The organism is Frigoribacterium sp. CFBP 13707 (genome assembly GCF_014842245.1).
Lineage (GTDB): Bacteria > Actinomycetota > Actinomycetes > Actinomycetales > Microbacteriaceae > Frigoribacterium > Frigoribacterium endophyticum.
On the sequence record NZ_JACYVL010000001.1, the window covers coordinates 717,976 to 731,871 of the forward strand.

Annotated in this window: 11 protein-coding genes and 1 pseudogene; 5 read left to right on the forward strand and 7 right to left on the reverse strand. The window is 72.0% G+C overall.

Features of this window, described 5'->3' with window-relative positions; translation table 11 throughout:
• Nucleotides 1-156 precede the first annotated feature (156 nt).
• Nucleotides 157-1,659 carry an IMP dehydrogenase gene (gene guaB / locus IFT45_RS03200; protein WP_192126634.1) on the reverse strand — a complete coding sequence of 501 codons (1,503 nt, stop codon included), beginning with the start codon at nucleotides 1,657-1,659 and terminating at the stop codon, nucleotides 157-159.
• A 270-nt stretch (nucleotides 1,660-1,929) separates the two neighbouring features.
• Here guaB and IFT45_RS03205 point away from each other — a divergent pair, with 270 nt between their 5' ends.
• The 4 genes from IFT45_RS03205 to IFT45_RS03220 all read left to right on the forward strand — a co-directional run bounded on the left by IFT45_RS03205 (nucleotide 1,930) and on the right by IFT45_RS03220 (nucleotide 6,218).
• Nucleotides 1,930-3,294 carry a branched-chain amino acid ABC transporter permease gene (locus tag IFT45_RS03205; protein ID WP_235491277.1) on the forward strand — a complete coding sequence of 455 codons (1,365 nt, stop codon included), beginning with the start codon at nucleotides 1,930-1,932 and terminating at the stop codon, nucleotides 3,292-3,294.
• 11 nt (nucleotides 3,295-3,305) lie between these two features.
• The gene (locus tag IFT45_RS03210) at nucleotides 3,306-4,292 is read left to right on the forward strand and encodes a branched-chain amino acid ABC transporter permease (protein ID WP_056057285.1); all 987 of its coding nucleotides are present in this window, start codon (nucleotides 3,306-3,308) and stop codon (nucleotides 4,290-4,292) included.
• A 73-nt stretch (nucleotides 4,293-4,365) separates the two neighbouring features.
• Complete coding sequence (locus tag IFT45_RS03215; RefSeq protein WP_167261366.1) at nucleotides 4,366-5,433, forward strand: ABC transporter ATP-binding protein; 1,068 nt, start codon at nucleotides 4,366-4,368, stop codon at nucleotides 5,431-5,433.
• A gap of 17 nt (nucleotides 5,434-5,450) precedes the next feature.
• On the forward strand, nucleotides 5,451-6,218 hold the full coding sequence (locus tag IFT45_RS03220; RefSeq protein ID WP_370543627.1) for an ABC transporter ATP-binding protein: 768 nt from the start codon (nucleotides 5,451-5,453) through the stop codon (nucleotides 6,216-6,218).
• 547 nt (nucleotides 6,219-6,765) lie between these two features.
• Here the strand turns inward: IFT45_RS03220 and IFT45_RS03225 are convergent.
• The 3 genes and pseudogenes from IFT45_RS03225 to groES all read right to left on the reverse strand — a co-directional run.
• Nucleotides 6,766-8,049 (reverse strand): annotated as a pseudogene (locus tag IFT45_RS03225) (ABC transporter substrate-binding protein); the annotation flags it as partial.
• A 177-nt stretch (nucleotides 8,050-8,226) separates the two neighbouring features.
• Nucleotides 8,227-9,213, reverse strand: coding sequence for an EamA family transporter RarD (gene rarD / locus IFT45_RS03230; RefSeq protein ID WP_192126637.1), 987 nt, complete (start codon nucleotides 9,211-9,213; stop codon nucleotides 8,227-8,229).
• Nucleotides 9,214-9,407: 194 nt separating this feature from the next.
• Nucleotides 9,408-9,704: a co-chaperone GroES gene (gene groES, locus IFT45_RS03235; RefSeq protein ID WP_056057293.1), complete on the reverse strand. Its 297-nt coding sequence runs from the start codon at nucleotides 9,702-9,704 to the stop codon at nucleotides 9,408-9,410.
• A 144-nt stretch (nucleotides 9,705-9,848) separates the two neighbouring features.
• Here groES and IFT45_RS03240 point away from each other — a divergent pair, with 144 nt between their 5' ends.
• Complete coding sequence (locus IFT45_RS03240; RefSeq protein WP_192126639.1) at nucleotides 9,849-11,036, forward strand: class I SAM-dependent methyltransferase; 1,188 nt, start codon at nucleotides 9,849-9,851, stop codon at nucleotides 11,034-11,036.
• A gap of 96 nt (nucleotides 11,037-11,132) precedes the next feature.
• On the opposite strand, the gene IFT45_RS03245 is transcribed toward IFT45_RS03240, so the two are convergent.
• The 3 genes from IFT45_RS03245 to tsaD form a co-directional block, all read right to left on the reverse strand.
• Nucleotides 11,133-12,113: a hypothetical protein gene (locus IFT45_RS03245; protein WP_192126801.1), complete on the reverse strand. Its 981-nt coding sequence runs from the start codon at nucleotides 12,111-12,113 to the stop codon at nucleotides 11,133-11,135.
• A 194-nt stretch (nucleotides 12,114-12,307) separates the two neighbouring features.
• Entirely contained in the window at nucleotides 12,308-12,712 is a 405-nt protein-coding gene (locus IFT45_RS03250) for a DUF4190 domain-containing protein (RefSeq protein ID WP_192046703.1), read from the reverse strand.
• A 78-nt stretch (nucleotides 12,713-12,790) separates the two neighbouring features.
• Complete coding sequence (tsaD, locus tag IFT45_RS03255; RefSeq protein ID WP_192126791.1) at nucleotides 12,791-13,828, reverse strand: tRNA (adenosine(37)-N6)-threonylcarbamoyltransferase complex transferase subunit TsaD; 1,038 nt, start codon at nucleotides 13,826-13,828, stop codon at nucleotides 12,791-12,793.
• Between the last annotated feature and the right edge of the window lie 68 nt (nucleotides 13,829-13,896).

A 13,896-nucleotide genomic window follows, 5' to 3' on the forward strand; every position in this document is an offset into this window, starting at 1 on the left:
GCTCCTCCCCCGGCGCTCCACACGGGGACCACGGGCCACGCGCACCCCCTGGGAAGGGACGATCGCCCGGGACGACGACGGGCGAGTCCGAGCCGGGCGGGCGTCCAGGGACGCCCGCTCGGGTCGAACTCGCCCGGGGTTGGCGAGGGCGGCGGGCTAGCGGCGGTAGTTGGGCGCCTCGACGACCATCTGCAGGTCGTGCGGGTGGCTCTCCTTGAGGCCGGCCGCGGTGATGCGGACGAACTTGCCCTTCATCTTCAGCTCGTCGACGGTGCGGCCGCCGACGTAGAACATCGACTGACGGAGGCCGCCGGTGAGCTGGTAGACCACGTTGCTCAGCGCGCCGCGGTAGGGCACCTGGCCCTCGACGCCCTCGGGGATGAGCTTGTCGTCGCTGGGGACGTCGGCCTGGAAGTACCTGTCTTTCGAGTACGACGTGTTCTTGCCGCGCGTCTGCATGGCGCCGAGCGAGCCCATGCCCCGGTACTTCTTGAACTGCTTGCCCGCGACGAAGACGAGGTCGCCGGGGCTCTCGTCGCAGCCGGCGAGCAGCGAGCCGAGCATGACCGTGTCGGCGCCGGCGACGAGCGCCTTCGCGATGTCGCCCGAGTACTGGAGGCCGCCGTCGGCGATGACCGGCACGCCGGCCTCGCGGGCCGCGAGCGACGCCTCGTAGACGGCGGTGACCTGCGGCACGCCGACGCCGGAGACGACGCGGGTCGTGCAGATCGAGCCCGGCCCGACGCCGACCTTGATCGCGTCGGCCCCGGCCTCGATGAGCGCCTCGGCGCCCGAGCGGGTGGCGACGTTGCCGCCGATGACGTCGACGGAGGCGAAGGTCGGGTCGGCCTTGATGCGCTTGATCATGTCGAGCTCGCCGGCGCTCTCGCCGTTGGCCGTGTCGACCACGAGGACGTCGACGCCGGCGTCGCGGAGGGCGCACGCGCGCTCCCACGCGTCGCCGAAGAAGCCGATGGCGGCACCGACGCGGAGCCGTCCCTCGTCGTCCTTCGTGGCGTCGGGGTACTTCTCGCTCTTGTCGAAGTCCTTGACGGTGATGAGGCCGCGGAGCTTGCCCGCCTCGTCGACCAGGGGCAGCTTCTCGATCTTGTGCTGGGCGAAGATCGCGATCGCCGAGTCGGGGTCGACGCCCTCGGGGGCCGTCACGAGGGGGGCCTTCGTCATGACGTCGCGGACGAGCGTGGTCTGCATCTCGAAGGGCGAGACGAAGCGCATGTCGCGGTTGGTGATGATGCCGACGAGCGTGCCGTCCTCCTCGACGACCGGGAGGCCGGAGACGCGGAACTGGCCGCAGAGGGCGTCGACCTCGGCCACGGTGGCGTCGGGGGTGGTGGTCACCGGGTTGGTGATCATGCCCGACTCGCTGCGCTTGACCTTGTCGACGTGGGCCGCCTGGTCGGCGATCGAGAGGTTGCGGTGGATGATGCCGATGCCGCCCTGGCGCGCCATGGCGATGGCCATGCGCGACTCGGTCACGGTGTCCATCGCGGCGGAGAGGAGGGGGACGGCGACGCGGATGCGCTTCGTGAGGCGGGACGAGGTGTCGGCCTCGCTCGGGATCACGTCGGTGCGCCCCGGGAGGAGCATGACGTCGTCGTACGTGAGTCCGATGAATCCGAACGGATCCGGCTGGTCCATGAGTCCCCTTCGAAGGAGCGAGATGAGGTGGTCGGTGGCACCGGATCGCCGTCGACTCCGGTGCTCCATGTTAAGCCGCCCCGTGCCTCCTGAATTCCGCCCTCGGAGGACGCTCTCGTGCGTCGATGTCGCTATTTCGTAACGAATTGTCGTCATTGGCCTGTGTCCTGCACGAAACACGGCCGACACACAGCGAAAGTAGCGTCACCAACGACGGTCGCCAGCGGCACCCGGGGCATCGCCCCGACTGGCACCTGTCCAGGAGGTCCCGTGAAACCCGACACGACCATCGCAGGCAGAGCTCCGCTCCGCCCTGCCCTGATCGTCACCGTCCTCGCTCTGCTGCTCGGCCTCGCCGGCGCGTTCGTCTCGGTGACCCTGGCTCCCTCGGCCGCCCACGCGCAGGGCGGGGCCACGGCCTCGTGCCAGGCCGACGCGAGCACGGGCTGCATCCAGGGCAGCATCAGGACCTCCGACGGCGAGCCGGCCACCGGCGTCGTCGTCGACGTCACGGGCCCCGGCGGCTTCGAGGGCACGGCCGAGGTCGACGGCACCGGCCGCTGGGCCGTCCCCGTCACCGAGGCCGGCGAGTACGCCGTCCAGCTCGACGAGGAGTCGCTGCCCGACGGGCAGTTCCTCCGCAACGCCGAGACCGAGCGCAGCGTCGACGCGACGCTCGGCGCCAACAAGAGCGTGATCTTCCAGCTCACCCAGACCGAGGGCGAGGTCTCCGGCGCCGCCGCCTCCTCCTTCAACTGGGACCGCCTCGCGCAGCAGTTCGCCTCGGGCATCCGCCTCGGCCTGCTGCTCGCCCTCGCCGCGATCGGCCTCTCGCTGATCTACGGCACCACCGGCCTCAGCAGCTTCTCGCACGGCGAGCAGGTGACCCTCGGCGGGCTGCTCGCCTACGTCTTCGCCAACCAGCTCGGCATGAACATCTTCCTGGCGGCGACGATCACGGTGATCCTCTGCGCGGCCACCGGGTTCATCCAGGACTGGGCGATCTGGAAGCCGCTCCGACGGCGGGGCCTCAGCCTCACCCAGCTCATGATCGTCACGATCGGCCTGTCGATCGCCCTGCAGTACGCGTTCCAGTACTTCTTCGGCGCCGCGACCGTCCGCATCCAGACGGCCAACCCGACCACGGTCACCTTCGCGGGCGTCACGCTCACGGTGCAGTCGTACGTCGCCATGGGCATCTCGGTGATCGTGCTCGTGCTCACCGGCCTCTTCCTCACGAAGACCCGCACCGGCCGCGCCACCCGCGCCGTCTCCGACAACCCCGCCCTCGCGGCGGCGTCGGGCATCGACGTCGACCGCATCATCCGCCTCGTGTGGACGGTCGCGGCGGGCCTCGCCGGCCTCTCGGGCGTCATGCTCGGCCTCGTGCTCAACGGCGTCAACTGGATGACCGGCCTGCAGATCCTGCTGCTCATGTTCGCGGCGGTCACGCTCGGCGGGCTCGGCACCTCCTTCGGCGCCCTGGCCGGCTCGCTCATCATCGGCGTCATCGTCGAGCTGACCAACCTGGTGCTGCCGGGTGACTTCAAGTACGCCACCGCGCTGCTGATCCTGATCGTGATCCTGCTGTTCCGTCCGCAGGGCATCTTCGGTCGCGCCGAGCGGATCGGTTAAGGGGACAACACATGGACTACGTCATCGACCTCATCCGCCAGCTCACCGGCGAGGCGCTCGCCCCGACCACGGCCGCGTTCGCGATCGCCGCGATCGGCCTCAACATCCACTTCGGCTTCACCGGACTCATCAACATGGGCCAGGCGGCGTTCCTGCTGCTCGGCGCCTACGGCTTCGCGATCTCGCTGACCAGCGGCCTGCCCCTCGGGCTCGCGGTGCTGATCGGCATGGCATGCGGCCTCGTCTTCGCGCTCATCCTCGGCGTCCCGACGCTGAAGCTGAGGGGCGACTACCTCGCCATCGTGACCATCTGCGCGGCGGAGATCATCCGCATGGTCGGCCGGTCGAGCATCCTCACCGACGTGACCGGCGGCTCGAACGGCATCACCGGCTCGTCGTACCGTGACCCCTTCACGGCGCTCTCCCCCCTGCCCGACGGTCAGACCACCGTGCTGTGGTTCACGTACGACAACAACGGCGTCAACGGCTGGTGGATCCGCATCGTGGCCTGGGCGCTCGTGGCCCTGCTCTGCGTCATCGTGTTCCTGCTCAGCCGCAGCCCGTGGGGCCGCGTGCTCAAGGGCATCCGCGAGGACGAGGACGCCGTGCGCAGCCTCGGCAAGAACGTCTTCTCGTACAAGATGCAGGCGCTCGTCTTCGGCGGCGTGATCGGCTCGCTGGCGGGGATCATCTACGTGCTGCCCTCGTCGGTGCAGCCCGACGCCCTCGGCCGCTCGACGACGTTCTTCATCTGGACGGCGCTCCTGCTCGGCGGCGCGGCCACGGTCTTCGGCCCGGTGCTCGGCGCGATCCTGTTCTTCGTCGTCCGCCTGCTCATCCGCACCCTGGCCGGCGACTTCATCCCCGCGAGCATCATGAGCAACCAGCAGGCCGACCAGTTCTCGTACGTGCTCGTCGGCGTCGCCCTGATGTGCCTGATCATCTTCCGACCGCAGGGAATCCTCGGCAACAAGAAGGAGCTGTCGTTCAGTGTCTGAGACCACGACCACCGGCACGGCCGGAGCGCCCTCGGGCCGCGACCGCAAGCCCGGCTACGACTACGACCGCACCGTGCTGCGCCAGAAGCTCACGACCGTGGGGCGCACGCCCGGCTCGTCGAAGCCCGACCCCATCCTCACCGTCGACAACGTCGTGCGCCGCTTCGGCGGCATGACCGCCGTCGACGTGGGGCACGTCGAGGTGCAGCGCGGCGCGATCACCGCGCTGATCGGCCCCAACGGCGCCGGCAAGACGACGTTCTTCAACCTGCTCACCGGCTTCGACAAGGCGTCCTCCGCCCCGACCGCGTTCAAGCGCGGCGAGGGCACGGCCAAGTGGGTCTTCGACGGCAAGCCGATGGGCAACGTCGGCGCGGCCAAGGTGGCCCGGGCCGGCATGGTGCGCACCTTCCAGCTGACGAAGGCGCTCTCGCGCCTCACCGTGATGGAGAACATGCTGCTGGGCGCCCGCGACCAGCCGGGCGAGAACTTCTTCGTCGGCATCGTGCCCCCGCTGTGGAAGGCCCGCGAGCGTGAGATCACCGTCAAGGCGGAGGAGCTGCTCGCGCGCTTCAAGCTGCTCGAGAAGAAGGACGACTACGCCGGCAGCCTCTCCGGCGGCCAGCGGAAGCTGCTCGAGATGGCCCGCGCCCTGATGAGCGACCCCGAGATGATCATGCTCGACGAGCCGATGGCCGGCGTGAACCCGGCGCTGACGCAGTCGCTGCTCGGCCACATCCAGTCGCTGCGCGACGACGGCACGACCGTGCTCTTCGTCGAGCACGACATGCACATGGTCCGGCACATCTCCGACTGGGTGATCGTCATGGCCGAGGGCAAGGTCGTGGCCGAGGGCCCGGCCGACACCGTCATGGACGACCAGGCCGTCATCGACGCCTACCTCGGCGCGCACCACGACACCGACCTCGGCGACGACTCGCTGCTCACCGACGAGGCGTTCGACCAGATCGAGGAGGAGGTGGCGGCCGAGGACGCGGCCCGCGAGGGCGACCCGACCCGCGCCTCCTCGACCACCACCGCGGGCGGCGTCGCCGGGCGCGACCTGCCGGGCTCGCCCGACCCCTCCACCCCCACCGCGACGAACGCGGCCGACGACCAGCAGAGCGGAGACAGGGCATGAGCGCCTCGACTACGGAGATGCACCCCGGCACGGAGAAGTTCGCCGGCACCGAGCCGATCATGAACGCCAGCGGCCTCGTGGCCGGCTACCTGCCCGGCGTCAACATCCTCAACGGCTGCGACCTGGTCTGCTACCCCGGCGAGCTGATCGGCATCATCGGCCCGAACGGCGCCGGCAAGTCGACGCTGCTCAAGGCCCTGTTCGGCCTCGTCAAGATCCACGAGGGCAGCGTCACGCTCGGCGGCGAGGACATCACGAACCTCAAGGCCAACAAGCTCGTGCAGGCCGGCGTCGGCTTCGTGCCGCAGACGAACAACGTCTTCCCGTCGCTGACCATCGAGGAGAACCTGCAGATGGGCATGTTCCTCCGCCCGAAGGCCTTCACCGAGCGGCTCGAGTACATCTACGACCTCTTCCCCGTGCTCGGCGACCGTCGCGGCCAGCGCGCCGGATCGCTCTCGGGCGGCGAGCGCCAGTCGGTCGCCATGGCTCGCGCGCTGATGATGGACCCGAAGGTGCTGCTGCTCGACGAGCCGTCGGCCGGCCTCTCGCCGGTGCGCCAGGACGAGACCTTCATCCGCACCCGCCGCATCAACAAGGCCGGCGTCTCGGTGATCATGGTCGAGCAGAACGCCCGCCGCTGCCTGCAGATCTGCGATCGCGGCTACGTGCTCGACCAGGGCCGCAACGCCTACTCGGGCACCGGCCGCGAGCTCGCCGACGACCCGAAGGTGATCGAGCTGTACCTCGGCACGCTCGCGAAGGACGTCGACGAGACGCACTGACCCCGGCGCCGAGCGCCACGGGGGCCCCCACGCTGGGGCGTGTGGCCCCTCGGGCGTCGTGGGGGGGGGGCTCGTGTGGCGGGAGGCTCGTGCGGCGGGGGCGCTGGGCCTGCGGGAGGCGCGGTGCCGGTCCCACGCACACCGCGCCTCCCTGCGGCCCTCGCTGCGGATCGTGGCCGGTGCGGCGGGTCGGCGTCACTCCCGGCGGGCCCGCGCCGGCCCGCCCCGGAGGACACCGACCCGCCGCACCCGGGGCTCTGCCGGAGAACGCGAGGGATCCGTCGGGCGCCGACGCAAGGAGGCGGGCCGCCGAACCATCGCAGCACGGATCACGCTCAAATTTGAGAGCACGAGGCTGTAGGAGGCGCGGAGTCCGTCCCGCGCACACCGCGCCTCCTGCAGGCCCTCGGTGGTGGACCGTGGCCGAAGCGGCGGGTCCCCGTCACCCCCGGCGGGTCAGCGCCCACCCGCCCAGGAGGACACGGACCCGCCGCACACGCCTTCACCGCACCACGCACCCCACACACGGAGAAGGCCCCGACGCCGNGAACTGGTAGATGCCGATGAAGGCCGACGACGGGTCGTTCTTGTCGTCGAACGGTCCGATGCCCGAGGGGCCGGTGTAGTGGATGTCGCCGCCGCCGTCGAGCGCGGTGACGCACTCCTCGAAGGTCGAGCACTCCGTGCCGTCGGTCGCCCCGGAGACCCCGGCCATGTTGGCCTGGATCGTGCCGGCGTCGGTGCCGCCGCCCTTCACCGCGGCGAGCGCGGCGAGGATGGTGGCGTCGTAGGACTCCTGTGCGTACGAGTAGTCGGCGAGGGGGCTGCCGGCCGTGCGCTGGTAGAAGTCGCTGAAGCGGGCCTGCAGGTCGGTCGACGGGAACGCGCCGGGGATGGTGCCCTTGGCGCCCTCGAGGGTGCCCGGGTCGAAGTCCTCGCTGTAGTCGGCCGTGTTGCCGTCCGACATGTAGACCTTGCTCATGTCCCAGCCCTGCGAGACGAGCTCGGGCACGATCGACGCGGTCTCGTCGAAGGCGAGGATGACGATGGCGTCGGGATCGGAGCCGATCGCCGCGGTCACCTCGGACGAGAACGTGGTCTGGCCGGGCGGGAACTCCTGGCCCTCGCCCTCGGCGCCGTAGACGACGGTGCCGCCGGAGGACTCGATCGAGGCCTGGGTCGAGTTACGGAGGCCGGTGCCGTAGGTGTCGTTGAAGACGATGAACGCGACGTTGGCGTTGCCGTCGTCGACGATCTGCTGGCCGAGCGCCGAGCCCTGGACGGAGTCCGGCGGCGCGGTGCGGAAGTAGTACGACGAGTAGCCGCTGAGGTCGGTCGCCGTGTTGGCGGGCGAGATCTGCACGATGCAGGCCGCGGTGATCTGGTCGATGACGTTCAGCGTGACGCTGGAGGACTCCGCGCCGATGGCGACGGGCACCTTGGCGTCGATCAGCTGCGTCGCTGCGGCGCTCGAGACGGTGAGGTCGTTGCTGTCGCCCGAGTCGGTGCTGGGGTCGATCGTGACGTCCTGGCCGAGCACGCCGCCGGCGGCGTTGATGTCCTCGACGGCGAGGCCGACGCCGGACTCGGCGGGCGGGTTGAGGTACGCGAGGGTACCCGTGCTCGGCAGGATGGTGCCGATGCGGAGAGCGTCCTGGCTGGGGCTGCTGGGCGCCTCGCAGGCGGCAGCGGGGTCGGTCTTCGCCGACGCCGACGCGCTCGACGAGGAGGTGTCGTCGCTGGGCGTCGAGGTGGACGAACAAGCGGCGAGGAGGACGGAGGCGGCTCCTGCGAGCGCCAGAGCCTTCAGCCCTTTGGTGGATCGGATCATCCGTGGTCCCTTTCTGGAAGCGCGTGCAGCCGGACCGCCACTAGGCAGACGGTCCTCGCGATTGAGAAGAAACTAGGGCTCGATTGTTTCCGGCGCGTGTTCTGGTCGTCACTCAGGGGTTTCGTTAGCAATTCGTGACATGCCCTCAGGAGGCGCGGTGCGGGCCCCGGACGGACGTCACGCCACGGCGGGCCGCGGCCGTGCCCGGCGGCTCGCCGACACCATGTCGACGGTCAGCACCACGAGGGCGACCCAGACGATCGCGAAGCCGACCCAGCGGCTGGTCGGCATCTGCTCGTGGAGCAGGACGACGCCGACGACGAACTGCAGCACGGGCGCGAGGTACTGGGTGAGCCCGATCGTCGCGAGGGGCAGCCGTCGCGCGGCGGCCGCGAAGAGCAGCAGCGGGACCGCGGTCACGACGCCCGAGCTGATCACGGTGAGGGTGTGCAGCAGGCTCACCGAGCCGAACACGACGCCGCCGTCGACGCCGGTCGCCGCGATCACGACGAGGGCGACCGCCGCGACGGGCGCGACCGCGAGCGTCTCGAGGGTCAGGCCGCTGACGGCGTCGACGCGACCGCCCATCTGCTTCTTGACGAGCCCGTAGGCGCCGAACGAGAACGCCATGATCAGCGACGCCCACGGCACGCCGCCGGTGCCGAGGGCGATCACGACGACGGCGACGGCGCTGAGGCCGATGGCGGCCCACTGGGCGGGCCGGAGGCGCTCCCGCAGCACGACGACAGCGAGCAGGACGGTGACGATCGGGTTGATGAAGTAGCCGAGGGCCGCCTCGACGACGTGCCCGGCGAGCGTCGCGACGATGAAGGTCGTCCAGTTGACGACGATGAGCACGCCCGCGAGCGCCATCGGCGCGACGACGCGGCCCTGGCGCAGCAGCGCCAGGAAGGCCTGGAAGCCGCGCGTGACGGCGAGCAGCACCAGGCAGAACGCCAGCGAGAAGAGGATGCGCCACGAGACGATCTCGAACGGCCCCGAGGGCGACATGAGAAGGAAGAAGATCGGCAGCACGCCCCACAGGCCGTAGGCGCTGACCGCGTAGGCGAGGCCGGAGCCGGCTCGCTCGGCCGGGCCCGAGGGCCGGGCGGGGCCGACGGGCTCGACGGGGGCGGAGGAGGCGCGGGCACGGTCGTCGGTCACGTCACGACTCTAGGGCGAGCCCCCGTCGCCGACCGGCCCGGTGCTGCCGTGGACCGTGCCGCTCCTGCCGATCTCGCGCACGGGCGGCCCGCACAGCGCCTCGACGGGACGGCGCCCCGTCTCGCGCCGCCCGCGCACGACGAAGGCCCCCGCCGTGTGGCGGGGGCCTCCGGGTGGAGCAGGGTGTCGACCGACTAGCGGACGATGACGGCGAGCACGTCGCGGGCCGAGAGGACGAGGTAGTCCTGGCCGTCGTACTTGACCTCGGTTCCGCCGTACTTGCTGTAGATGACCTTGTCGCCGACGGCGACGTCGAGCGGGACGCGGTTGCCGTTGTCGTCGATGCGACCCGGACCGACCGCCACGACCTCGCCCTCCTGGGGCTTCTCCTTGGCGGTGTCGGGGATCACGAGGCCGGAAGCCGTGGTCTGCTCGGCTTCGACCTGCTGGATGACGATGCGATCTTCGAGCGGCTTGATGGAGACCGACACGGTTGACCTCTGCTTTCTCGGAACTTCGTAGAACGTGGGGTGGCACTCACCACGTGCGAGTGCCAGGAACAACTGTAGGGGCCCGCTGGCACTCGGTCAACACGAGTGCCAGCGGCACGGCGTCGATGCGCGAGACTGGAGCCCATGGACACCACCGAGCTGCTCGAGATCCTCTCGCCCGAGGGGCTCCGGCTGCTCGACTCGCTGCCGGCGCGGCGGAGCGACGACGACGTCGTCGGCACGGTCGCGGCGCTCCGCAAGCAGGGCCACTCCCCCGCGCTCGTCGCCGCCGTGCTGAGCCAGGCCCGGCTCCGGGGCCGTGCCGTCGCCAAGTTCGGCGACTTCGCCAGCCGCATGCTCTTCACCGAGGCGGGCCTCGAACAAGCCACGCGCCTCCCCGTGGCCGCCCGGCACGCCGGCCGGTTCCGCGCCGCCGGGGCCCGGCGGGTCGCCGACCTCGGCTGCGGCATCGGGGGCGACGCGATGGCCCTGGCCGCCCTCGAGCTCGACGTGCTCGCGGTCGAGCGCGACGAGGTCACCGCCGCCGTCGCCGCGTACAACCTCGCCCCCTGGTCGGGCGCCCGCGTCGAGCACGCCGACGCCGCCGACGTCGACCTCGCGGGCGTCGACGCCGTCTTCCTCGACCCGGCCCGGCGCACGGCGGGCCACAGCGGCACCAAGCGCCTCGCCGACCCGGCCGACTGGTCGCCCTCGCTCGACGTCGCCTTCGGGCACGCCGAGCACCGCCCGACCGGGGTCAAGCTCGGCCCCGGCATCGACCGCGAGCTGCTGCCCGCCGACGCGGAGTGCCAGTGGATCTCCGTCGACCGGGAGGTCGTCGAGCTCGGGGTCTGGTTCGGGGCGCTCGCGCGGCCCGGCGTCGGGCGGTCCGCCCTCGTGGTCACCGCCTCCGGCACCGCCGAGCTCACCGCGCCCGCCGACTCCGACGACGTCGAGGTGGGCGACCTCGGCGAGTGGCTCTACGAGCCCGACGGCGCCGTCATCCGGGCCCGCCTGATCGGCGACCTCGCCCGGAGCCTCGGCGCCCGGACGGTCAGCCGCGACATCGCCTACCTCACCTCCGACACGCCGGTCGAGACGCCCTTCGCCCAGGTCTTCCGTGTGGTCGAGGCCCTGCCCCTCGACGAGAAGACCCTCAAGCGCGAGCTGCGCGCCCGGGGCGTCGGCCGCCTCGAGATCAAGAAGCGCGGGGTCGACGTCGACCCCGCCGCGTTCCGCAAGCGCCTGTCGCTGCAGGGCACCGGCTCAGCGACGCTGGTGCTGACGCGCGTCGCCGGGCGGCACACGGCCCTGCTCTGCGAACGCGTCTGACCCGACACGACGACGGCCGCCGCACCGGGGTGCGACGGCCGAGGTCGTCAGGAGGCGCGGGCCGGGCGGCGAGCACCGCCGCCGGACCGCCTCGGGTCAGTACCCGTAGTAGCTGCTGTCGGCGACGGTGCTGAAGAACGTCGCCCAGCCGATCCAGACGACGATCGCGAGGGCGATGCCCGCGTAGCCGACGATGAGGCCGGTCAGCCAGAACCCGCGCGAACGGGGCTCGCGCTTCTGGGCGATGTGGCCGAGCACCACTCCGGCGATCGAGAAGATGATGCCGGCCCCGAAGGTGACGACGAGGATCGTGATGAACGCGCCGAAGATCGACCCGATCATCGCGAGCAGGCTGAGCACGCTCGACGGCTTGGTGGGCCCGGCCGAGGCGTAGGGGGCGTAGGGCGAGCCGTAGGGCTGCTGCGGCTGCGGGGCGCCGTAGGGCTGGCCGTACTGCTGCTGCGGCTGGCCGTACTGCTGCGGGGGCTGACCGTACGGGCCCGGCTGCGGCTGGCCGTAGGGGCCGGGCTGCTGCGGCTGACCGTACGGGCCCTGCTGCGGCGGCTGCTGCCCGTACTGCCCCTGCTGCGGCTGCTGCCCGTACTGCTGCGAGCCCGGCTGGCCGGGTGCCGCCGGGCCGGACGGCGCGGCGTAGCCGGGCCGGGGCGGCTGAGGAGCACCGTACGGCGCGGACGCGGGGGCCCCGTAGGGAGCCGACTGCGGGGCACCCTGCGCCGGCGCACCGTAGGGCGCCGACTGCGGAGCGCCCTGCCCCTGTGCCGGGGCACCGTACGGCGCCGACGGCGCACCGCCCTGCGCTGAGCCCGGCTGGGGCGCCGCGAACGACGACCGCTGCGGGGCCGGGGTCTGCCCCGGGGCGACGAACGGGTCGTGGGCGGGGCGCGCGGCGGGCTGGGACGCGGCGCCGGGGAAGGAGGTGGGCGGCAGCGGCGGCGACTGCTGGTCGCCCGCGGGCGCGGGCGGAGGCGTCGGCGCCTGCGTCGGCTCGGACTGCGGCGCGTCAGCGGACTGCGGTGCGCGCCCGGACTGCTCGGGGGTGGTGTCGTCGGTGGCCATCAGGAGCCTTTCGCGTGCGGGCGGCGGAGCATCGGTGGAGTCGCGGTGCGGTGTCGCAGATCAGGTGCGGTGCCGTGCGGTGTCGCCCCGGCCGAGGTGGACCGGACGGACGACGGGGCCCATGCCGTCGGCGTGGACCCCGTCATCGTATCGACGCCTCCGATGAGGCAGCCATGAAGCCCGTGGGCGTCGCCTCAGTACGTCGAGTAGTCGAGCTGGCCCGAGCTGGCGAGCGCCCCGAAGAGGACGGCGAAGCCGACGGCCAGGAGGATGCCGCCGATCAGCACGACGTAGCCGAGGATGGTGCCCCAGAGCGCCATGCCGCGCCCCTCCTCGCCCGTCTTCTTGATCTGGCTGAGCGAGATGTGCCCGACGACGATCGCGGCGATGCTCGCGACGCCGGTGAAGAAGCCCGCGATGCCGAGGATGAGGGCGATCAGCGCGAGGCTGTTGCGGGGCGCCGGGCCGTAGCCCGGGCCGCCGGGCGCGCTGTAGCCCTGGCCGACGGGGGCGCCGTAGGCCGGCGGCTGCTGGCCGGAGGGCGTGCCGTAGCTGTCCTTCTGCGGCTGGCCCTGGGGGGCCGGGTACTGGTCGGTCATGTCCCGTGGTCTCCTCGTCGTGCGCCCGGCTCGTGCCGGTGGTCTGGTCCGCTCGATGCTACCGGCAGCGGCCCCGGCTCAGACCGCCTGCACCACGGTGACCGGCAGCGTCGAGTCGGCGTCGAAGTCGAGCGGCGAGGGCGCGTGACCGCGGGCCACCAGCTGGGCCCCCAGTGCGGCGATCATCGCCCCGTTGTCGGTGCAGAGCGAGAGCGGGGGCACGCGCAGCTCGACGCCCGCCGCCGCGCAGCGCTCGGCCGCCAGCGCGCGGACCCGGGCGTTGGCGACGACCCCGCCGCCGAGCAGCAGCCGCGGCACGCCCCGGTCGGCGCACGCGGCGAGGGCCTTCGTGAGGAGCACGTCGGCGACGGCCTCGCGGAAGCTCGCGGCCACGTCGGCCACGGGCACCTCGAGCCCCTCGTCGCGACGACGCTCGACCCAACGGGCGACCGCGGTCTTCAGCCCCGAGAACGAGAAGTCGTACCGGTGCCGCACGAGGTCCTTCGGGAGGGTCAGCCCGCGCGGGAACCGGATCGCCGCGGGGTCGCCCTCGGCGGCCACCCGGTCGATCTGCGGCCCGCCGGGGTAGGGCAGGCCGAGCAGGCGGGCGACCTTGTCGAAGGCCTCGCCCGCAGCGTCGTCGATGGTCTCGCCGAGCAGCTCGACGTCGTCGACGAGGTCGCGCACGTGCAGCAGCGAGGTGTGGCCGCCCGAGACGAGGAGCGCGATCGTCGGCAGCTCGAGGTCGCTGCCGTCCTCGCGCAGCACGTCGGCGCCGACGTGGCCCACGAGGTGGTTGACGGCGTAGAGCGGCGTGCCGGTGGCGAGCGCGAGGGCCTTAGCCGCGCCGACGCCGACCATCAGGGCCCCGGCGAGACCGGGGCCGCTCGTGACGGCGATCGCGTCGAGCTGGTCGAGGGTGACGTCGGCCTCGGCGAGCGCGGCGCGCAGGGCCGGCTCCATCGCCTCGAGGTGGGCGCGGGCCGCGACCTCGGGCACGACGCCGCCGTACCGGGCGTGCTCGTCCATCGACGACGAGATGACGTTGGCGAGCAGGGTCGTGCCGCGCACGATGCCCACGCCGGTCTCGTCGCAGCTGGTCTCGATGCCGAGCACGAGCGGGCCCGAGTCGCCGGACGCGGCTGCGGGCGCGACGGACGGTGCCGGGGAGGCGGTGGTGGCGG